Source organism: Pseudonocardia sp. EV170527-09, from assembly GCF_008369905.1.
Taxonomy (GTDB): domain Bacteria; phylum Actinomycetota; class Actinomycetes; order Mycobacteriales; family Pseudonocardiaceae; genus Pseudonocardia.
The window spans coordinates 1-21,016 of the sequence record NZ_VRMC01000099.1 but is presented as its reverse complement, the minus strand read 5'-3'; the positions used below and the strand labels follow the sequence as shown (position 1 = coordinate 21,016).

Here is a 21,016-nt window from a genome sequence, read left to right as displayed (position 1 = left end):
CCGACCCGAACCCGTCTCGTTCTCAGCAGAGCCCATAGGGTCTGATGTCATCACTCACAGTGCCCATCCCGCCGGACGCTGAGGTCCGGCGTGTCGGGCCGGAACCACCGTTCGTTGCACAGGCCCCTTGACGTCGACGTGGACGAGTTCGCCGGGGCGCTGACGCTCGTAGCGGCGGATGACCTGGCCGGTGGGTCGGTCCATCCAGGCCAGTCGTGACATGCCGTGCCGGGCCAGTACCGCGTGCACGGTCGAGGGCGCCAGGCCCAGTAGCGGGCCGATCCGGTGCGGACCGAGTTTGCGGTCACGACGCAGCCCCAGCACCTAGTGTTCAAGCTCCGGGCTGGTCCGATGCGGGATTCGGTGGGCACGGCTGGACCGGTCGAGCAGCCCGGGAGGGCCCTCGGCGCGGTAGCGGGCGATCCACTTGTAGCCGGTGGCGCGAGAGATCCCGAGCTCGGCGGCGACATGGGCGACCGGGCGTCGATCGTTGATGACGCGCTCGACGAGCAATGCGCGGCCATGCACGGTCAGACGGGCATTACGGTGGACCACGGAGACCTCCGGGTGGTTCGGGGTGAGCGTCGACAACTCACACCTCGCCCGGAGGTCTCCCTGGTTTCAAGCCGCCACGCCGTCAACAACGCTCATGGGCAATACACCTAGCCGTATGCGGGCGCGATAGGGTTGTCCGGGCAGATTCACGACTTGCGGTCGAGCATCGTTGCGGCCACGAGGTCGCCGGACGGAGCTCGACCTACCGCGCGAACGGCAGGTTCAAGGTTGCCATGATCGAGATTCACTCATGCAACGAGGACGATAGATCCGTCTCACAAACACCAGAGTTGTGCACTAGACCGAGGCGGGGACCCAGTCACTGGCGATGTCAGACGAATTCTCACACCTCAGATCTGACTGACGCTACTCAGCTCCGAAGGAATGCCCTGGCATTTCTTGCTCGATCCTCCCTTCACGCCGACGAAGCCAACCGAGCAGGACCCCTCCCAAAGCGACGGCCAGCGTTGCAACGCCGGAGATGACTACGACCGTTCGCGGTGACAAAACCTGCAACAACGGACCGCCTACAAAGTAGCCGACTGGCGCGGCGACCATCATGATTGACGACCAGGCGGCCCCAACAGAGGGAAGCTGGACAGACGAGAAAGATGTTTGAATAAAAGTGCTCGCGACTGCCTGATATGGCGCATACACCACTCCGGCCGACGCCATGAAGGCTGTCGCCAAAGCGAACCCTGGCGCCAAGCCGACAAGGGTGATTGCAACCGCCCACAGGGCAGTCGTCAGCACCGCTGCAGTCCAGAACTGCAGACGTCCATACAATGTACTCAAGAACGAGCCAAGCACGGCCCCCGCTCCGAACAGAGACCACATCGCTCCGAGGCCGAGCGCGTTCGAACCAAATGAATTCAAGACATACAAAGGAAGCGCGACCTCGAGAAAACCGAAGAGAAAGCCGACGCAAAAAGTTAAAATCAACAAATGAAGCACTACAGAATTGCTCCGGATCGCAGCCCAGCCCGAAGATGTCAGCGAGCCGCGAGCGCGGGAGCTCGGCACGGAGGATGGCCGGCGCCGAACCGAAAGGATGACGACGAACATAAGAGTCGCCGCCGCGAGAGCCGCACATGCAAATACGACGGCAGGGTTCGCCGCCGCCGCCACAATACCTCCGACTGCCGGACCGACTATCGTAGCAATGCTACCTTGGGCCATTAACCATGAATTCGCAGCCAGACGGTCCTCGGCGCCCACCGTTGTAGCGACAATCTCATGCAACCCGCCGCGCGCCCACGGTGCAGTCACTGATCCAACCGCGAGAAGACCGAGGTATACGCCTCCACTTAGGCCACCTGCATGATAGGTCACGACTATCAGAACGTAGGAAGCCGCGCGGACGAAGGCATCAAGAACGATTATGGCGCGGCCATCGAGAACCGCGAATAGACGAGATAATGCAAATCTACCCACTATACCAGGAACATAGAGAGCACCTAGACACAGCGCCACCCAGGCGCCCTCGTAGCCGGACGGGGCAATCTCTAAGGCCAGCCACGCAACTGAGACCACGACCATTGCTCCGCCGAGCGAGTTTATGAAGACTCCAGGCAAGAGTGCCGCCAGGCCGGGGTATGAGCGAATAACCCTATAGTTCTCGGCGAGCGACCTGATGGCTCTACGAGAAGACTTGTTTGCAGTGGTCATACATTTCCTCTGGTGCGGTTAAACAATCCGCAGGGCATAAAGTCCGTCTGGACCGGCAACAAGTGCACCGGTCCAGACGCGACAGTTCACATGATTATCCGGAATCGAGCAGCACTCTTCGCGCACATCGCAGAGAAGTCGATGGAGTTGGCCCTCAGTTCGCCGGGTACGTCGGCCACATGCCCAGGATCACCGACTGGCAGCGCCGCCCGTCGCAGCACGTCCTTTACAGTAGCGCGGATACTCTCATTCAGCGGCTCTCCAGACTGCTGCTGGTCGGCCAGAATGAGAACTGGCTCGGGGTAGAATAGACTCTCACCAGCCGCGTGCCACGACACCTCATCTGCATGGGACGGCACCCGAGACCAGCGACCACTGTCACTTGCGAGGCCCATAGGGAATCCGGGAAGCGGAACGACGCCCGTATCGACAAAGATCGAATCACCGCCACCTACGGGCCGCAGTTCGAAAAGCGGAGTTAGCGAGACTCTACTATCGACCCATCCATTCGCCCCGCCGTCGACGGTTCGGTAGACAGCCTCACCAAAGGAAGCAGATGTGGGCGAGAGAGTGACGTAGATCTGGTACTCTCCAGCCATCGTCCCACTGCCGCGCAAGGTGATGGGCTTGGCTGAAACGTTTCCGAATCCGACCAGCTGAGTTCGAACAGTTGAGCCAAAATGAACGTCTTCGAGTCGCTCCATGATCGTTTCTGCGTTTCCGGTCTGATTACTCAGAGGCGTGCCATGGAACTTGACAACTTCGTCGAAGGGCTCCATTCCCGGGCCCAGCAATGTGGCGGGCACTTTGATGTGCTGGAACGCCACGTCGGTGGTTAGGAAGTCGAATCCTCGTGCGATGTCAACTCCAGCCGGTACGTCAAAAGCGGGCGGAGCAAGAAGCGGGCGCTGTAACCACTCCATGCCGTCCGCGTTCAATGATGTTCCGCGTAGGTAGTTGAGCCGCGCAGCCGTAGCCGTAGGCATCTGGTCGACATACTGAATATTCATTCCGGCTCCCCAACTGAGTGAGTCAAGTACATCTTGAGTAGTCGAGCGTAGCTAGAGTTCACGTGGGTTTCCGCTCAGAATTGAGCTTCTTGGAAGGAAGTTGAGGCGATCTTGTGGTTCGTAGCGAGTGCGTACAGCAGACTCTGGACATCGGCAGCAGCCAGGCGTTCGCGGGCCGGATTCGGATCGGAGCACAGCAGCACCGGACCGTCGGCGGCGTCGGTCGGCAACCGACCGTGTGAGGCTCGGACGTGGCGAGCGTCGAGCGGTATGACGTTCATCGTGTAGCGCAGGCCCAGCCCCTTCCGGAGCAGGCCGACCGCGGCCCTGCTCCGCACCCAGCGGTCATCCGGGTCGAAGAACAGCTCGGCCGGGTCATAGCCGGTCTTGCGGAAGATCTCCACACCACGAGCGAAATCGGGTGCCCGGCAGTCGTCGAACCAGTGGTACCAGGTGAAGAAGGCGTCCGGCGCCGCCACTGCGAGCAGGTCCCCGCTGCGCGGGTGGTCCAGGGAGTGGGCGCGCAGCCCGTCCCGGCCGAGTAGCTGTTCGATTCCGGGGACTTCGGCGAGGACGGCACGGGTGCGGGGCAGATCGGCTCGTTCGCGCACGTAGACGTGAGCGACCTGGTGGTCGGCAACGGCGAACGCACGCGATGCCATCGGGTCGAGGAGCTCCCGGCCTGCCTGGTGATGGATCTCCAGCAGGCCGGCCTCCCGCAGCGCGCGATTGATGTGCACCGGCTGCGACACCTCGGTGATGCCGTACTCGCTCAGTGCCACGACGGTCGTACCCGCCCGCGCCGCGTCGGCCAGCAGGGGCTCCAGAACCGCGTCGAGATCTGCGGCCGCGGCCCGTGCCTGCGGCGCGGCCGGGCCGTGGCGCTGCAGGTCGTAGTCCAGGTGTGGGAGGTAGACCAGGGTCATGTCGTGGTCGGATAGCACTCGCCGGGCCGCTTCCACGATCCATCGGCTCGATGCGATGCCGGCCGTCGGACCCCAGTACGAGAACAGCGGGAACGTCCCGAGCTCCGTGGTGAGCCGGTCGTGCAGCGCCGCCGGGCGGGTGTAGCAGTCCGCGGACTTGCGGCCGTCGGCGTGGTAGACCGGTCGTGGGGTCACGATGGTGTCGACCGATGCCCCCATCGCGTACCACCAGCACACGTTCGCCACCCGGTAACCGGGTCGCGCTCGCCTGATGATGTCCCAGACCTTCTCGCCGGCGACCAGCTTGTTGTGCTGGCGCCACATCAACACCTCGCCCAGTTCGCGGTCGTACCAGCCATTGCCGACGGCGCCATGTCGTGCCGGAGGCTGTCCGGTCAGGAAGGTGGACTGGACCGAGCAGGTCAGCGCCGGTAGTACGGGATCGAGGCGGGCGGTGAACCCACTTGCCGTCGCGGCCCGCAGGGCTGGCATGTCGGCGAGGGCCCGCGGGGTCAGCCCGACGATGTCGAGGACCACCAGACCGGGCCCTGCTGCTGGTCCGTGTACTGGGAGCGGGGGCATTACAGCTCCTTCACACCGAGGTCTCTCAGGCGGCCGCGCACCCACGCGAGCTCGCCGGTTATTCCGTCGATCAGGTCGTGGTCGTCCTGCGGCCGCGCGCCCGACGGCAGCACTCCCCAGGTGTAGGTCTCGAGTTCGAGGTGGTCGGTGACCGCGTGTTCGCCTCCGAGCAGCGCCTCCAGGGCCGCGACCGTGACATCGGTGGTCGCGGCCAACGGTGGGGTGGGATCGCGGTGCACCGGCACGTGGAAGTGCACGCGCCACGGGCTCCGATCAGGAAGCGGACGCCGGCCGTCCAGCGCGTCGGGAAGGTCGTCGCGCACGTCGAGACGGCCATGGTCAACGGTGCGGGTCTGATGCAGGAACCGCTGCTCGGCGAAGGCGGACAGGGCCGCTCGGGTAGCCGGATCTGCCGGGTCCTCGGCATGCAGGGCGGCCGAGAGCTGTGCCTTGACCACCGGGATCCCGGCAGCGGAGAGCTCGGCGACGGCCGGGGCCGGGTCCTCGAACCCGACCGCGAGGTGGCATGTGTCCAGGCTCAGTCCGATCCGGCCGCCCCGGTCACCGAGCAACGCGAGTGCGTCGGTGACGGCGTCCAGGACGCACCCCGGTTCGGGTTCGAGCCCGACCCGGACGGGTCGGATCTCGGTGGCGAGGGCGTCGAGCTCATGTGCGAGCAGGTCGAGCTGGACGTCGGCCCGTGCCTGGGAATCCCGGCCCCAGTCTCCGTGCCAGCCCAGGGGGACTGTGGAGACGCTGCCGTGCCGGGCGTCGTCGGGCAGCAGCGCGGCCAGGATGCGCGCGAGGTCGAGCGTGTAGTCCAGACGGTCGCGACTGGTCCAGTCCGGCTGGTACACGCTGTACTTGACCGACGGGGAGTGGAAGCCCTGGTAGGGGAATCCGTTGAGCGTGACGACCTCCAGACCCGCGGCATGCAGTCCGTGGCGGAGTTCGTCGACCGCGCGCCGGTCCGCGGCCAGAACCGCCGCCGCGGGCCTGGCGAGCCAGAGCCCGACGCCCAGCAGGTCGACCCCGAGAGCCTGGCGCACCGGCCGGGCATAGCGCACCAGCTGGTGGTGGACCCCGTCGAGGTCCTCCGCCGCATGAACATTGGTGCAGTAGGCGAGGTGGACAGCCGTGCCGTCGGAATGTGCGAACCTCACGTCATCGCCCCACAGGGGTGCCGCGCAGCACCGAGTTTCCCGCGAACGTCGCCGAGTCGCCCGGCTCCGGAATCTCGCGGTCGAGCCGGCCGTCCCGGCCGAAGAACTCCCTGGGGTTGCGCCACAGGACACGGTCGACGGCGTCGGCGTCGAAGCCGGCGGCCAGCATTGCCTCACCCGTGCGGACCGTGCTGAGAGGGTCGCTGCGTCCCCAGTCGGCTGCCGAGTTGATCATGATGCGGTCGGTGCCGTACTCGCGCAGGATCTGCACCATGCGCCGCGGATCCATCTTGGTGTCGGGATAGATCGAGAACCCCATCCACGCACCCGACTCGTGCACCGGGCCGACCGTCAGCTCATTGAGGTGGTCGATCACGACGCGGTCCGGTGCCAGCCCGGACGCCCGGATGACGTCGAGGGAACGTCGGGTGCCATTGAGCTTGTCGCGGTGCGGAGTGTGCACCATCGCCGGTAGGCCGTGCTCGACGGCCAGCTGCAGCTGCTGGGCGAAAGCGTGGTCCTCGGCCGGGGTCATGGAGTCGTAACCGATCTCGCCGACGGCGACCACACCGTCCTTCTCGAGGTAGCGCGGCAGCACGTCGAGGACCGGCAGACACCGCGGGTCCGCGGCCTCCTTCGGGTTGAGTGCGATCGTGCAGTAGTGCGCGACACCGAACTGGGCGGCGCGGAACGGCTCCCACCCGACAAGGGCGTCGAAGTAGTCAATGAAGGTCCCCACGCTGGTCCGGGGCTGACCGAGCCAGAACGCGGGCTCGACCACGGCGAGCACTCCTGCTTCCCGCATGGCCTCGTAGTCGGCGGTCGTGCGTGCGGACATGTGGATGTGGGGATCGAAGATGCGCATGATCTGCCTCCTCGGCACGGCTGTGGCGGATCGGCAGGTAGTGCCGGTCCGATCGATCACATCAGTGGTGGTGATGAGTGACGCGGCCGGTCAGCGACCGTGTTCGACCGGGAACACGACGCGGTGCGCGGCTGCGCGGCGCCGGGGATCTGCGGCCTCTAGCTCGATGAGCAGCGCCGGGCTGGGCATCAGCTTGGGGAACAGGTCGAGGATCCGGTGGACGTGGACGGGCGCGTCGCGGCCGGCAGCCACCCGTTCGTGCACGAGGTGTAGGACCTTGCGCGCCAGCTCGAGGTCGGCCCGCTGCTCGAGATCGGCGACCGCGGCCAGCGGGATGTCGAGGTAGAACGTCTTGACCACACCGTCGTGCCACAGGTCGTCACCGATCAGCCGGGCCGCGGGTCCGAGCGCCGCGGCGACCAGCCGGGGGTCGTTCGTGCGTAGCGCATCCGCCACGACGGCGCCGGCGAGCATCGAGCACTTGGCCGGGGTCAGCTCCAGCCACGGCAGTGCACGCAACACCGCCCGCCGTTCGCCGGTATCGCCATGGCGGTACAGACCGATCAGAACCGACGCCGACACCGGTACTGGCAGCGCGAGCAGAAGCTCCAGCCGGGCCGCGTCGTCGATGGTGCCGTGGACGAGGCCGAGCCGGTCGGGGCGGCGCAGCGGAGCCCGACCGCAGCGCCTGCCCACTGCCGGAAAGACCGCCTCGATCCGTTCGGGTGTGTGCCGCGTCTGTTCGACGGCTTGAGTGAGCCATGCCCGCTGCCGGTCGTCCAGACACGGCCACACCTGCCCGGGGCGTGGGGCACCGGCGGTGATCAGCCGGAGCGACGGCCCGTCGGTACGCCCGGTCATCGATAGCTCCGCAGTGCCGAGTCGAGCTCGGCGGGTACTGCGGTGGGGACCAGCCCGTTGGTGCTGCGCGTCATGCAGGCCACCGTCTGGCGGCCGGCGGCGACCAGGGTGCTGCCGCGGTGGTAGTCGAATCCCATCTCGACCCGGTTGCCATCGGCCCGGACCAGTGCCATGGCGACCTCGACGTCGTCGAGTGCCCGGCACTCGTCGTAGAAGTCCATGCTGCACGACACCGTCACCAACGCCAGCTCTCCCGCGGCAAGGGAGTCGATGACCCCGGGAGCGTGGTCGGCGAGGAACAGCTCCCGGCAGTGGCCCTGCCAGTGCAGGTAATGGGCGAAGTACACATTCCCCACCAGGTTGGTCTCGTCGAAGGTGACCCGGTGCCGGTACCGGTAGACGGTACTCATGCCGCGGGCTCCTGCACCGGGTCGACGGAACGTGTGACCGCCGCCGCGGCCGCGTCGGCAAGCAGGACGGCGCAGACGGTGCCGGAGGCCGGACCGCCAGCCCGCGGAGCCGTCACGACCCGTCGTCCGTCGCTGCCGACGAGCTCGATGAAGCCGTCCGCGGTGGTGTGCCCGACCGACATCGGCCCGGTCAGGCCGGCAGCCCGAGCGGCAGCGACCCGCTGGGCCGCGTGACTGCCACCGGCGGCGGCGACGGCGGCGACCTGACCGTCGTCGGTGGGCGCACACGTCTCGGTTCCCTCGACCAGATCGCTGTCGAGGAGCTCGATGCGCGCAGCGATCCCCTCCTCCCGTACACGCCGGGACATCCATGGTCCCGTCAGCTCCGCCGGCATCTCGGCGGCATCCCGTGTCGCCCCGGTCGCCCGCAATCGCAGGCCCGAGATGCGGCCGATGGCCGCGCCGAGCCCAGGGTCGGAGAGCTCCACATCGAACACGTAGTCCTCGCCGGGGGTGTCGATCTCGACGGCATCGACGCGCACGATGCCGCCGGGACGACGCCACAGCTCGATACGGTCGATCGTCACCGGAAGCGCCGTACGGTGCGGGACGCAGGGCAGCAGAACGTGCAACGCGGCGTCGAGCAGCCCGGGGTCGCCGGTGCTCAGGTCCTGGGAGTGCAATGGGGAGAACCACCGCGTCGTGGTGTCGGCCCGGACATAGGCGGTGACGGTGAACGCCGTGAGGTGGCGATAGCCGATCAGCCGCCGGAAGCGCCCCTGGTGGAAGAGCACCGAGTCGTAGAGCGGATGGTCCTCCTGGGCCGGGTCGAGTGGTTGCTCCGGGTCTCGCGCGGGGCCAGGTGGTGCCGGTGTCACGACTCGGCCGGCGAACGCCGTGCGGCCCACTGAGCCCGTGCGCAGAACGGTCCGTACTGTGTCGTCCGGCTCGACCAAGGCGAGGGTCTGCACGGTGATGGGCTGAGTGGGCTCGACGACGATCGGTTCACGGAACTCGAGGTCGGTCATCGCGAACGCGGCGTCGTCGCGGGTGAGGTCGTGGCCCAACGTCGCCCGGGCGGCCTGGACCAACGCCTCGATGCCGAGCACTGCGGGCAGGACCGGAGTCCCCCCGATCTCGTGCTCGCGCAGATAGGGATCGTCACCGAGCGATATCTCGGAGTCGAACACACCCTCGATCCCGGGAATCGACACCGGCCGGCGTTCGACGAAGCGGCCGCCGACCGGCACTGCGGGACCGGGTAGACACAGGACGGGTGTGGGTACGAAACGTGAGGTCATCACCACCGCAGTGGGAGCGGTCCGGTCGGCGATCAGCGCCAGGAACGCCTCCACCCCGTGATCGGGGTCGATCGGGACCACTCCTCGGCGGCGGAGACCTGTGAGGACGCCGAGCCGGGCGGCCATCCCTGAGCCCTCCCACGCCGACCATTCGATCACGTGCGTACGAGCCCGGTCGCCGAGCCGGGCGGCGCGGTGTTGAACTGCGTGGCGCAACCAGTCGTTGGCGACGCAGTACTCGGCCTGACCGTCGAGGCCCTGCCGCCCGATGATCGACCCGAAGGCGACCAGCAGGGTGAGGTCCTCAGCCAGCGCCTCCGCGAGCAGGTCGAATCCGTCGACCTTCGGCGCAAGGGTCGCCCGCAGGGACGCTCCGTCGACCGTGCGCATCGGCTGCGGGTGGTTGAACGCGGCCCCGTGCAACAGGCCACGGACCGTCCCGATGGTGCGGGCCTCGGCGACGAGCCGAGCCACGTCGGTGGGGTCGGTGATGTCGCCGCTCAGGTAGCGGGCACCGACCGCAGCGCGGAGCTCTGTGATCGCGGCGCTCACCGCTGGATCGGCTTCCGATCGCCGACCGACGAACACCGGGATGGCGCCGGTCGATGCGGCGAGCCCGCGTGCGCACAGCGCTGTGATTCCTGTGGGACCGCCGGTCACGAGCACGACGTCCTGCGCGGCCAGCGGCCCGCTCGCGGTGGATGGGGTGAGCGTTGCGAGTCGGGCGGTCCGGGTCCACAACGTTCCGTCGCTCCCGACGCGCAGTTCGCGCCAGCGCACCGGGTCGGACACGAGGCGTTCGACATCGCACGAGACGGGCGTCGGGTGGTCGTCGAGGAGGTCGACGACGACGGTGGGGACGCCCAGCTCGGCGAACGCCGAGCGGGCCACTCCCACGGCCGCGGGATGGGAATGGTGGCCGATGAGCAGCCGGTCGGGCGGCTCGTCGCCCAAGCGGCGAAGCAGGTCCGCGATCTCGTCGACGCCGTCGTGGGCAGTGAGCGCGACGGCGAGCCCCCGCAGGAGGATCGACGGGTCGTCCGTGGCGCGGGCGAGTTCGTGCCAGGGGTGCCCGGGCGGTGCCGCCACCGACCAACGAACAGCGTCAGCGGCCCCGGGGGGGCCTGCGACGGCCGGTTCGAACCGGACCCATTCATCGCTCAGCGTCCGGATCCAGCGATCGACGGGTTCGGCCGCCTGCGGTACCGCCGCGTCCTCCACCGGCGGCGCGTCGAGCAGGTCGACGAGGTCACGCACCGTCAACCGCTCCATCGTCTGCGGCGGGCCGGGCGGCTCGACTCCGAGTTCACCCGCCACCCCGACGACGAGCTGCACGACCTGCAGTGAGCTCAAGTGCAGGTCATCGAGCAGCGACAGGTGTTCGGTGAACTCCTCGTCCGGCAACTCCAGCGTCCGGGCCAGATACGAGATGACGGTGTCCAAGGTGGTCGACGTGCACCGCCGGTCCGGCGCGCCTGTGGCGGGTGCCGGGTCATCGGTCGGGGTGAGCATCGGCCGAGTGCAGGGGACGACGGTGGTCGAGCGGGGAGGGACGGAGACCGGCGGCTGAGGTGCCCCAGGCCGGCGCGGTGGGTCGACGTCCGCCCCGTCTGCGGGAGGGACGGTGGGGGTGGTCTCGCAGGGCCCGGTCATGAACCGCGGCGGGGTGTCCGGCAGTGCGCGATGGGGGCGGTCGGCGAACCAGTCGTCCAGCTCGGCGCCGCAGGTCGCGGCGAGAACCGCGGTCGCGGTGGCGTGGGCCCGGGGATCTCCCCCGACGTCCATCGCCACGACGGGGACGGCGGCGCCGTCCAGCGCTGCCAGCGTGCTCAGCATCGCCCCGGGTCCGATCTCGACCACCAGGTCGGTCATCGCGGTAAGCTGCTCGATCGCCTGCCGGTACCGGACGGGCTCGGTGAGCTGCTTCACCAGCACATCGCGCAGCTCGGCAGCGTCGACGTCAGGATCGTGAAGGCCACCAGACACCGTCGAGATCAGGGCCGCCGTCGGCGCGGTGAACGGCACCGTGTCCAGTGTCTCGCGTAGCGGCGCGGCGACGGCCTTCATCGCGGCCGAGTGGAACCCGTGCGACACCGGCAGCCGCTGTCCGGCGATGCCGTCCTCGCGTAACCGTACGACCAGCTCCTCGAGCTCGGTGATCGGTCCGGCCACGACGGTGTGGGCGGCGGAGTTGATCGCCGCAATCTCCAGCGCGGTGCCGTCGATACGGGTGAGGACGTCGTCCACGGCCGCGGCGACTCCGGCCATTCCCGTTCCGGCCCGGCCGTGGGCCGCCATCAAACGGCCCCGCTCGGCCGCCAGCAGTACCGCTGCCTCGGGGGCAAGGGCTCCAGCCCAGACCAGTCCGCTGATCTCACCCAGACTGTGCCCGACCGCGGCGACGGCGTCACATCCGAGACGTTCCAGCCACTCGACTCCGGCCAGGGTGGAGGCGACGATGACCGGTTGGGCGACCGCGGTGTCGACCACCCCGTCGGCGGCGGCCGGGAGATCGAAGCGTCGGTGGGCCCAGGACGGGAGTTCGGGTCGGACCGGGGCGGCCTGGCCCGGGAAGACGAGCCCCAGCTTGGCGGTACCGTTGCCCAGAGCCCACCCCGCGCGCACGTCGAACAGCGGCCCGCCGGTCCAGGATCCGGCCGCATCGGCGGCCGCCTGCGCCGCCGACACCAGCTCCTCGGCGCTGCGGGCGACCAGAGCGGCGCGAGCAGCGCCCCGCTGGCCACGGTGCCAGGTCGTGGCAGCGAGGTCCCGGATCTCAGCGATGCTGAGGTCGGCGGCGACCGCAGCGAGCTCCCGCAACTGGTTCCGCACCATCCGTGGCTCCGGCACGCTGATCATCACGATCTCGTGTTCTCCGGGCCGTCGGGACCAGAGGCGTTCGCGTATGGTGCGGCGTGGCCGCTTCCCGTCGACCGAACCGACGACGACGTGCGCGTTGATGCCTCCAAATCCCATCGAGGACACCCCGGCGACCAGGCGCGGCCCGGACCATTCGCGGGCCTGCTGCAGAAGCTGGAGCTTGCGGCCGCGTCCGGTGAGCATCGGGTGCGGGGTCACGCAGCCCGTGGCGGGTGGAAGGATCTGCCGGTGCACGGCCGAGACGGCCTTGATCAGTCCCGCCGCCCCGGCAGCGGCCTTGGTGTGACCGATGTTGGCCTTGATCGAGCCCAGCACGGCCGGATCAGCCGACGCGGAGCGGACATGGGACAGCGCCGTGAGCTCCACCTCGTCGCCGATGGCGGTTCCCGTTCCGTGTCCCTCGAACAGCGCCGCGGCGTCCGGGTGAAGTCCGGCCCGCCGATAGGCTCGCTGCAGGGACAGAACTTGGCCCGATGTGACCGGCCGGGTCAGCCCACCCGCACCGTCGGTGGAGGTGGCCCATCCGAGGATCTCGGCGTATATGCGGCACCCGCGCCGGCGGGCCTCGTCGCTGCGCATGAGTACCACGAGACCGCAGCCCTCACCCGGGAGGAAGCCGGTGGGCCGGGCGTCGTAGACCCGCATCTCGTTCTCGGCCAGCGCACCCAGCCGGGAGAAGCCCACGACCTCGAGTGGGTCGATAGACATGTCGACTCCACCTGCCAGAGCGACGTCCAGGTCGTCGGCGACCAGCGCGGAGCACGCTTGGGCGACCGACAGCAGGCTGGACGAGCACGCCCCGTCGACGGTGAATCCGGTGCCGTGCAAGTCGAAGGTGTTGCAGATCCGGCCTGCGATGGTGTTCGCGAGTGCCCCGGCGAGCGACTCGTCGCCGGGGGCGGGGAAGGGGTGCTTCACTCGAGCCTCGAGACCCTGCAGGGCCACTGCGATCACGTCGTCGGACACACCGGCCTCGACGAGCGCGGCTGTCGAGGCCTCCGCGATGAACGGCCAGCGGTAGCGGAGCTGGGCCGCGCGCGTGAACTCCCCGGCCAGGGAGTTGCCCAGCACGACTCCGACACGGTCACGGTCGAGCCCGTCGCCGCGTGGATATCCCGCGTCGGCCAGGGCCGCGGACGCGGTCTCCAGGGCGAGCCAGTGGGTGTGGTCGACGGCGCGGTGCAGCGATCCGGAGACCCCGTAGGCGGTGCGGTCGAAGTCCCAATCCCGCAACACGGCGGCATGGGTGAGGTAGGTGCGATCGGGATCGGTCCGTTCCCCCCGGTAATCGGCGCCCAGACGGGCGAGGGGGAGCCGCCGGAACGCCTGGCGGCCGGCGAGCGAGTTCTCCCACAGCTGCTCGTGTCCGGTGGCGTCGGGATAGCGGGCGCCCATGCCGACGACCGCGATGGGCACCGTCATACCGTCGCCCCCACTGTGGCGGGGTCACTGGTGCGTCGCCGGACGGCGGGCATCCTGGAGGAGGACCACAGGACTACCGCTCGCAGCAGGCAGGTCGCCACGAGAGCGAAGAACAGTCCGAACACGACTCCGTTGACGACCAACAGTCCGTACACAGCGGCCGTGGTGAGCCCGAACCCGACCTGAGCGGCCGGACGGACGGGTGTCGACCCCGGGTCGGTGATCATGTAGTTGGTGAAGAGGATGAACGCGAGGCCGGTGGCCGGCAGCAAGGCTGCTATCAAGCTGTGGTCCAGCAGCAGCCACCGCACGACGGCCTGGATCACGAACCCGGCGAGCCAGCCCGAGATCAACGGAATCTTCCCGGTGAGCTTCGCGTTCAGCATCGTGCCCAGGCCCAGGATTGCCAGCGGGAGCAGCCAGTCGATCGCTCCGGTCGTGGCGTTCGTGAAGTGGTACGGCGGCGCGATACCTACCCAGGGGAACAAGAGCAGCACGACGACGATGCCGGTGTTGGAAGGATTCAGCACGTGGCGCAGCCGGCCGTCGAGCCGGAGCCGGACGATGTACTTGGAGGCCACCGCCACGGTGGTGGCCAGCAGGTAGGGCCACAGGACCGAGCTTCCCCACAACAGCATCGCGCAGGCCAGTGCCGCGATGTGGGCGGGCAGCAGGAACATCAGCACCGCGCGTGGGCCACCCGCATACTCGGGTGCCCGGTCGTATGCCCGGCTGTCGACGTATTCGAGGACGAGTGCCACGCCGTACGCGGTCAGCACCGTGGCGATCGGAGTGATCGGCGACTGCTCGAAACCGAGGAACAGGTGACCGAGGACGTTGAGCACGGTGATCGACACTGCGAAGCGCAGCAGCGCCTTCTCGCGGCGCACGGCTGGTGTCAGCTTCCCAGCCGCGCCCTGGCCGGTCTGCGGGACGTCGGGGGCAGGCACCGGCGCGGCGGTCGGCACGGCGGTGGCGACGGGAGTGTCGGCAGAGTTGTTGAGCAAAGTCATCGCTGAGTCGCCGTTCCGCTGTCGAGGACGATGGTGTGATGGCCCGGGGTGACGGGGACCGTGCGGGTGTGGGCTCCCGCGCCGTCGGTCCAGCGCACGACCGCAGTGGTCGGGGCCCCGTCCGGGAGCGGCAGGTGGACCTGGGCCGCGGAGACGCCGGCGTGGCCGTTGGCCGGGAACAGCTGCGTGCGGTGCGTCTGCGATCCGCTGGCCCACTCGACCGACGCGCCAACGGCGTCGACCATGACCCCGGGTACCGCGCCTGGCCGCAGGAGGCGCAGGAACGCAGCCGGACGTGCGTCGCCGGTGTTGCGCAGCACCGTCGAATCGGCCCACTGCTTGGCCACGAGGGCGTCGAGCCGACCGTCGCCGTCGATGTCGCCGAGGGCGATCCCACGGCTCGGCTCGTCCGCGGTGAGACCAAGAGCGGGCGCCAGGTCGGTCATCGTGCCGTCGTGTCGACGGACCCACAGCGGGTTGTGCTCGTGGCCGGACAGGTCGTCTCCCGCTCCGAACACCGGCCACGCGCCGGTCAGGTGCAGCAGCTGGTCGTTGCCCATGGCCAGTTCCTGCAGCAGTGGCCATCGGTCGGTCTCGCCGCGTAGGAAGCCGACTGTCTGGAGGAACTCGTCGTGGCCGGAGTTGTCGAAGTCGCCCGCCTTGATGTCCCAGGACCAACCGCTGCGGGCCATCCCCTTCTCCTCCGCGCGGTCGGTGTAGGGCAGCTCACCGGCGAGCAGGGTCCGGCCGTCGCCGTGTGGTGAGAACAGGAAGTTGCTCTCGTGCAGGGCGTAGTCGGAGGTGATGTTGCTGACCGCGATCCGCGGCAGCGTCTCGTCCGGCTCGTAGCTGTAGGTCACGCCCATGCCCTTGAACGAGTCGTGCCCCAGGGCGTGGGATCGCGGGGTGAGCAGGTCCCGGTCGCCGCGCACCGTCTCGAACCGGGGCGAGCCGGGACTGGAGTTGTTGACCAGCATCTGATCGGGCCCGAAGTCGTTGGCGACATAGATCTCCGGCAACAGATCGCCGGTAAGGTCCTGCGCCCCGAATGCCAGGGTCCAGGAGCGTGCCGACTCCTCCGGGAAGGCGTGGCTGAGATCGGTCAGCCGGGGTGGTGCACCGGCCCGCCCGGTCGGTTCGGTGATGAAGAGACGATTGGCGCCCGCGTTGTGGGCCATCCCCATCGACGCCTGCATCTGCATGCGGGTTTCGCCCGGGCTGGCCGGATCGAGCACTCGTGCCCCATCGGGGAAGTAGTTGCCGACCATGACGTCGAGGTGGCCGTCGCCGTCGCCGTCGGCGGTGGACAGCGCGGTCGTGTTCCACACCTGCATCGGGGTGACCATCTCGACCGGGCGGAAGTCGGCGGCCGTGGGCACCGCGGTCGGGTTCGATCCGGTACGCAGGAACATCACCGGGGACCGCCCCCAGTAGTAGGCGATGATGTCGGTGCTCCCGTCGGAGTTGATGTCCGCGGGCACACATCCCATTGGTGCCATCGTGTGGTCGTAGGGAAGGCCCTCGGGCCGCAGGACGACGGGCGCGTAATCCGGAGTACCCGAGCCGGGGACCGCCCGGAGAGTGAGCGAGTCGTCGCGAGGGTCGACCAGGCAGGCATCTGCCGGGCGGCCGTTCCCCCGTAGATCGGCCAGGCCCACTGCCGCCCCGACCGCGGAGATCCAGCCCCGGATATGGTGCAGGTCGGGTGCGACCTCACGCTCGAACGCAGGGTTGAGGGGCGCTTCGTTGATCAGAATCTGCTCGAATCCGAAGGTCTGGGCGAGTTCGGTCTGCTCCGCTGCCGAGGCGTCGGGACGTATGGTGGCCAGCGCGAGCACGATCGCCAGCGCGATACCGATCACGCCGGCGAATCCCCGGAACCGTCGAGGGGCACGGCTCATCGGATGTCTCCGGACAGGTCGACGGAGGGTTTCGCGGCCGCGGCGACGAGTTCACGCAGCCGGGTGCGCCACAACTCGTAGGTGATGACGTCGTCTGCGTCGAGTCCCTCCGCGGCCGCGGAGGTCCATCCGGCGACGTCCTCCGGGTGGGTGCCGAGCAGGTACTGCGAAGCGTCAGAGGTGAAGGAGGGCACGATCCCGGATCGGTGGCGTGCGGCGACGCCGAACGCCACGCCCTGCAGGAGGTCCGAACGGTGGTCTCGGCTGCGGTGCAGCAGCGCCGCCGCATCGGACTCGGTGAGGGCTCCCGCGTAGGCCGAGGCGAGACCGACTCCTGCCCAGAGCGGCCCGCGCACCCGGGGCGGCAAGGTGCTCAGGCGGTCGGCGATCGAGTCGGGGTGGGCAGATTCGACGAACCATAACGCGCGGCCGACCCCGGACATGCGCGCCCGCCAGGTCGAGACGTGTGTGCCGTCCGGTTCCGTTCGGCACATGCGTTCCAGGGCGCGCGGTCGGGCGAAGAACGCTCTGGCGAATCCCGCGCCGTCCAGGGCCAGCCAGCGCAGCAGCGGGCTGGAGGTGAGTCCGAGGCGCATCGGCAGCCGGATCAGCGCCGGAAACCATCCGGTGCCGACATGGATGAGGTGGATGTACCCGTCTCCCGGGCCCGAGGCCAGCCTGGTCACCGCTCGTGCTCGGCCGCCGGTGATCGCATCGCGCCCGGCGGCGTACATCGCCGCACCCTCGTAGGCGAATCCGCGCTCGATCTCCGGAACGGTGGCGAGCGCGTCGTGGGGGTCACGCCAGTGGTCGACGGCGAGATTGGCCCCGTGCAGGAAGCTTCGTGCGTGCTCCTCCAGGCGCCGACGGTGTTCGGGTCGGTCGAGGCGGAAACGACGCCGCTCGAAATCGGCCATCGATAGTGGGAGTTGGCGCAGGATCGCGGGGAGCTGGGTCTGTGCGGTCACTCGTCGCCTCCGTCCGGCGGCTGGACGGGCAGTTCCGACCAGGCCACACGTGCTCTAAACGTCCTCTTTCGTGTAACAACTGCTGAGGAGCCTAGGAACGAATGCCTGCCGGTTCTGTCTCGGAGAAGACGTCGCATCTGCTCGAAACAAAGCGTTGCCAGGAGGGGCATCTTGGGCTACGGCGACCAGCGATGTTGGGCCGACCGGCGGTGTACGACACGAAGAATCCGCCTGCACGATGAAGCCGACCGGCCTCAGCTGAGTCCCATCAGCCGTGTGCAGCGTGCGAGGGCCTCGTTGTCTCCGTCGATCTTCAGACGTCCGGCGACGACCGCCTGGAACGGGGTGGTCAGTCTCCCCCCGATGTCGACGAAGGTCTCGGCGTCGGTGTCGATGACGAGCGCCGGGGATGTGGCGCTCCCGCGCCGCATGAACGTCTGCCCACCGTCGACGTCGATGTGGAAGGTCTCGTCGTCGACATTGAACTCGTAGCTCTCGTTGACGTCGGGTACGGCCGACCGGTCGATCATCGACTCCACGGCCAGGAAGGCCCAGGCCGCACGCGTCTCCCCACGCTCGGGCCGTCGCTCCACCACGTGCGGAAGCTGATCGAGGCCCCACCGGGCGAGGGCGAGGATGGGTTCACGAAGACGCTCGCCGCTGTCGGTGAGCTGGTAGGCGCGGCCCCGACCGTCGGACTCCAGGCGGTGCTGTTCGATCAGACCGTCGTCGACCAGCGACCGCAGCCTGCGGGTCAGCAGGTTCGGTCCGATACCGGGCAGGTTGGCCAGCAGGTCATTGAATCGCGCAGGCCCGAGCAGGAGCTCCCGCACGATCAACAGGGTCCACCGTTCGCCGAGCAGGTCCAGCCCGACAGCGAGGCCGCAGAACTGCCCGTAATGCCGTCGCTCGGACACCGGACCTCCCTGATCGATGAACTCCAATATAGTCATCGATGCCGAGAATGCGGCGTGGGGTTCGGGTGGCAGGGCGAGTCAGGGCGGTCAAGCAGGTGGTCGCAGCTCGGCGACCTCGGGCAGCGCGCTCGCCGTCTCGCGCAGGTCCGCCAGCGCCCGTGCCGGTAGGCGGTCGGCCCGGTGAGAGTCACGGGAGAGCTCGAGCGCGACAAGTCCGGTGTACCGGACCTCGGCCAATGCGGCCAAGACTGAGGGGATGTCCATGTCGCCGAGCCCCGGGGCGAGATGTTCGTGCACCCCGCGGCGCATGTCCTCGAGCGAGACGGCCCCCAGGTCTGCCCGGAAGGCACGCACCGCCGCAGCAGGGTCCCAACTGCCGGCGACGAGGCAGTGACCCGTGTCGAGCGCCAGCCGAAGTGGAGGTACCCGTCGGGCCAGTTCTGCCCACTGGTCGCAGTCCTCCACCAGCATCCCGGGCTCGGGTTCGAACGCCACGACAACCTCCCGCCGCTCCGCGTGGTCGACCACCGCCGAGACTCCCTCGCACAACCGATCCCAGCACTCGCCCCGGTTCGCCCCGGCCGGCGGCGCCCCCGACCAGAACGACACGGCTTCGCTTCCCAGCTCAGCGGCCAAGTCGATGCAGCGGTGAAGGAATCCGATGCGGCGGGCGCGGCCATCGGCTGCGTCGCAGACCAGGGTCGGTTCGTGCTTCCGGCGAGGGTCCAACAGAAAGCGGGCGCCGGTCTCGATGGTCGACGCTAGGCCGAGCGCGTCGAGGAGGCCTGCGCACGCTCGCACCTCGGCCTCGGCGGATGCGCCGAAGGGGTCGAGGTGGTGCACGTCCGGAGTGATGGCCACCCCGTCATATCCGCAGTCGGCGAGCAGGCGCAGCGCGTCGTCGAGGCGGTGGTAGGCCATGCCGTTGGTGTTGTAGGCGAACCGGATCATCGCCGGCCAGCTCCGTTCTTGCGATCAGATTGCTGACCTATCCCCGCTAGAGGGACATCCGGGCCCTTGTCCGAGGCGCTCGGCTGCTGCGCCGCATAGCGCTCCTGGGCCATCTGGCGCAGCGCCGCGAGAAGGGCGTCGCCAACGACGGTTCTCACGGTTGTGGCCTCTGCGATCGCAACATCGTCCCAGCTTCTGTCCACGGCCTCGATGTCGGCGCGCGCTATTTGGTCCGCCGCCGCAGCCCAGCTGAGCAGCTGCGTTCGACTAGGCAAGTGGCCCAGATCGATCATCCTGGCCACCACGTCGATCGCGGATCGCTGGGCGGGTGATCGGTCAGATTCGACCCACTCCATCACGCCGATAATGTCGTTGATCAAGGCAGCGGCGGGGCCGCGGGCTACTACCGATGTACCTCCGTCCCCAGGTTCGGCGGCGTAGAGCAGAGTTCCGAGAATATGCCGGGTCGGTCGCTGTGGGTCGTCGACAGCGGCGAGCACTTCTCTGGTCGCGGAGACGGACAGACCCCCGACATCGAGCAGCACCCGGATCAGTCTGATCCGATGTGCGTGTGTCTCGTCGTAGCGTACCTGCGCAGGTGCCTTCGCGGGGGCAGCGCGATGAAGCATCCCTTCCCGGACGTAGTACTTAATCGTGGGAATCGGCACTCCGGTGATCGCCGACAGCTCAGACACCCTCATACCGCGATCTGTGCTCATGTGACTACGGCGTCCAGCGCTGATCCAGCGCGGAGGATCCGCCGAGTGTCCGGTCCACCGACGTCAACCCGGCATGACCGCGCTCGACAACCAATTCGGGGACCGGCAAGGCTGCCAAGCTACGGAACAAGATCCGACCCCTATCCCCTGAGACCGCCACCTGTCGTGTCTGCTTCGGGCCATTGACGAGCATCAGTCGACGCTCCGACTCATCCCAAAGGACACAGAACGACGACTCTTCGAGCAGTTCAATGGAGAGACACTTCCGGCGGGAGTAGACAGCGTTTACTGCAGAAGTCGGAGGGTTACAGCGATTCCCGTGGAGTGCAGCCACCCACATCAGAGTACTTGTTCGCAATGCGCCGATCACGAGCGGCGCGATGCGGGACTCGTCGACCCGAATGGTCGCGCAGTTGACTGCACCCGGTGCCCCGGACTCATCAGGGCCGGGCCAGGACCGGGGCATAGAGGTGCTCAGCCGCCACGGAATCTGAGCCATGCTCACATCGACTTCCGTGCGGAGGCTCGACGGACCGGGATGACTGAAGGTGCGCAGCTCCGATGAGCGCAACACAGCACCCCTCCTCCTCGTCGGATCATGTCGAGGTGCAGCCGATTCTGCCGGTCAACCGAATAGCCGCTGTCCTCAGAATAGCCAGCCCCCCCCCGGGATTGATGCTCAAAATTGAGCAGCGGATCAGTCTCGAGATTGGTATCCGGGACCCTCGCTCACGACGTGGAGGACCTGGCCGTCGCCAGTGCGAGCTCGCCCCTCCCGCGCTATCTCGCCGGCGACACGACGGACGAGGGTGTCCCGTGACAGCCCCTGTCCGCGTACGGGCTCTGATGTCGCTGTAGGTACGAGCTGGTTTGTCGTTGGTCCGGCGCGTCGGACCGAAGATCA

General features: G+C 68.1%; 14 protein-coding genes and 1 pseudogene. All 15 read right to left on the bottom strand.

Annotated features, from left to right (window positions below; translation table 11 throughout):
* Window positions 1-126: 126 nt before the first annotated feature.
* Window positions 127-555 (bottom strand): annotated as a pseudogene (locus FVA95_RS23740) (leucine zipper domain-containing protein); the annotation flags it as partial.
* A gap of 366 nt (window positions 556-921) precedes the next feature.
* Window positions 922-2,223: an MFS transporter gene (locus tag FVA95_RS23735; RefSeq protein ID WP_149666123.1), complete on the bottom strand. Its 1,302-nt coding sequence runs from the start codon at window positions 2,221-2,223 to the stop codon at window positions 922-924.
* Between the two features lie 86 nt (window positions 2,224-2,309).
* The gene (locus tag FVA95_RS23730; protein WP_149666122.1) at window positions 2,310-3,233 is read right to left on the bottom strand and encodes a hypothetical protein; all 924 of its coding nucleotides are present in this window, start codon (window positions 3,231-3,233) and stop codon (window positions 2,310-2,312) included.
* A gap of 74 nt (window positions 3,234-3,307) precedes the next feature.
* Window positions 3,308-4,741 carry an alkaline phosphatase family protein gene (locus tag FVA95_RS23725; RefSeq protein WP_149666121.1) on the bottom strand — a complete coding sequence of 478 codons (1,434 nt, stop codon included), beginning with the start codon at window positions 4,739-4,741 and terminating at the stop codon, window positions 3,308-3,310.
* The gene (eboE, locus tag FVA95_RS23720) at window positions 4,741-5,904 is read right to left on the bottom strand and encodes a metabolite traffic protein EboE (RefSeq protein ID WP_149666120.1); all 1,164 of its coding nucleotides are present in this window, start codon (window positions 5,902-5,904) and stop codon (window positions 4,741-4,743) included. The genes FVA95_RS23725 and eboE overlap by 1 nt, the downstream gene beginning before the upstream one ends.
* A gap of 1 nt (window position 5,905) precedes the next feature.
* Complete coding sequence (locus FVA95_RS23715) at window positions 5,906-6,769, bottom strand: TatD family hydrolase (protein ID WP_149666119.1); 864 nt, start codon at window positions 6,767-6,769, stop codon at window positions 5,906-5,908.
* Window positions 6,770-6,859: 90 nt separating this feature from the next.
* Complete coding sequence (locus FVA95_RS23710; RefSeq protein ID WP_149666118.1) at window positions 6,860-7,630, bottom strand: EboA domain-containing protein; 771 nt, start codon at window positions 7,628-7,630, stop codon at window positions 6,860-6,862.
* Entirely contained in the window at window positions 7,627-8,040 is a 414-nt protein-coding gene (locus FVA95_RS23705) for a thioesterase family protein (RefSeq protein ID WP_149666117.1), read from the bottom strand. The genes FVA95_RS23710 and FVA95_RS23705 overlap by 4 nt, the downstream gene beginning before the upstream one ends.
* Window positions 8,037-13,643: a type I polyketide synthase gene (locus FVA95_RS23700; protein ID WP_149666116.1), complete on the bottom strand. Its 5,607-nt coding sequence runs from the start codon at window positions 13,641-13,643 to the stop codon at window positions 8,037-8,039. Before FVA95_RS23700 ends, FVA95_RS23705 begins: the two co-directional genes overlap by 4 nt.
* The gene (locus tag FVA95_RS23695) at window positions 13,640-14,656 is read right to left on the bottom strand and encodes an enediyne biosynthesis protein UnbU (RefSeq protein ID WP_205015965.1); all 1,017 of its coding nucleotides are present in this window, start codon (window positions 14,654-14,656) and stop codon (window positions 13,640-13,642) included. The genes FVA95_RS23700 and FVA95_RS23695 overlap by 4 nt, the downstream gene beginning before the upstream one ends.
* Window positions 14,653-16,518 carry a VCBS repeat-containing protein gene (locus FVA95_RS23690; protein ID WP_205015964.1) on the bottom strand — a complete coding sequence of 622 codons (1,866 nt, stop codon included), beginning with the start codon at window positions 16,516-16,518 and terminating at the stop codon, window positions 14,653-14,655. The genes FVA95_RS23695 and FVA95_RS23690 overlap by 4 nt, the downstream gene beginning before the upstream one ends.
* A gap of 35 nt (window positions 16,519-16,553) precedes the next feature.
* Window positions 16,554-17,525, bottom strand: coding sequence for a DUF1702 family protein (locus FVA95_RS23685; protein WP_149666114.1), 972 nt, complete (start codon window positions 17,523-17,525; stop codon window positions 16,554-16,556).
* Between the two features lie 254 nt (window positions 17,526-17,779).
* The gene (locus tag FVA95_RS23680; protein WP_205015963.1) at window positions 17,780-18,442 is read right to left on the bottom strand and encodes a winged helix-turn-helix transcriptional regulator; all 663 of its coding nucleotides are present in this window, start codon (window positions 18,440-18,442) and stop codon (window positions 17,780-17,782) included.
* An 87-nt stretch (window positions 18,443-18,529) separates the two neighbouring features.
* Complete coding sequence (locus FVA95_RS23675; protein ID WP_149666112.1) at window positions 18,530-19,393, bottom strand: sugar phosphate isomerase/epimerase; 864 nt, start codon at window positions 19,391-19,393, stop codon at window positions 18,530-18,532.
* The gene (locus FVA95_RS23670) at window positions 19,390-20,112 is read right to left on the bottom strand and encodes a MerR family transcriptional regulator (RefSeq protein ID WP_149666111.1); all 723 of its coding nucleotides are present in this window, start codon (window positions 20,110-20,112) and stop codon (window positions 19,390-19,392) included. The genes FVA95_RS23675 and FVA95_RS23670 overlap by 4 nt, the downstream gene beginning before the upstream one ends.
* Between the last annotated feature and the right edge of the window lie 904 nt (window positions 20,113-21,016).

Bases quoted from the DNA above. Each gene is read 5' to 3' on its own strand.
- FVA95_RS23700 (WP_149666116.1), bottom strand. From the start codon at position 13,643: ATGACGGTGCCCATCGCGGTCGTCGGCATGGGCGCCCGCTATCCCGAC.
- FVA95_RS23695 (WP_205015965.1), bottom strand. From the start codon at position 14,656: ATGACTTTGCTCAACAACTCTGCCGACACTCCCGTCGCCACCGCCGTG.
- FVA95_RS23730 (WP_149666122.1), bottom strand. From the start codon at position 3,233: ATGAATATTCAGTATGTCGACCAGATGCCTACGGCTACGGCTGCGCGG.
- FVA95_RS23735 (WP_149666123.1), bottom strand. From the start codon at position 2,223: ATGACCACTGCAAACAAGTCTTCTCGTAGAGCCATCAGGTCGCTCGCC.
- FVA95_RS23670 (WP_149666111.1), bottom strand. From the start codon at position 20,112: ATGAGCACAGATCGCGGTATGAGGGTGTCTGAGCTGTCGGCGATCACC.
- FVA95_RS23705 (WP_149666117.1), bottom strand. From the start codon at position 8,040: ATGAGTACCGTCTACCGGTACCGGCACCGGGTCACCTTCGACGAGACC.
- FVA95_RS23715 (WP_149666119.1), bottom strand. From the start codon at position 6,769: ATGCGCATCTTCGATCCCCACATCCACATGTCCGCACGCACGACCGCC.
- FVA95_RS23675 (WP_149666112.1), bottom strand. From the start codon at position 19,393: ATGATCCGGTTCGCCTACAACACCAACGGCATGGCCTACCACCGCCTC.
- FVA95_RS23710 (WP_149666118.1), bottom strand. From the start codon at position 7,630: ATGACCGGGCGTACCGACGGGCCGTCGCTCCGGCTGATCACCGCCGGT.
- FVA95_RS23725 (WP_149666121.1), bottom strand. From the start codon at position 4,741: ATGCCCCCGCTCCCAGTACACGGACCAGCAGCAGGGCCCGGTCTGGTG.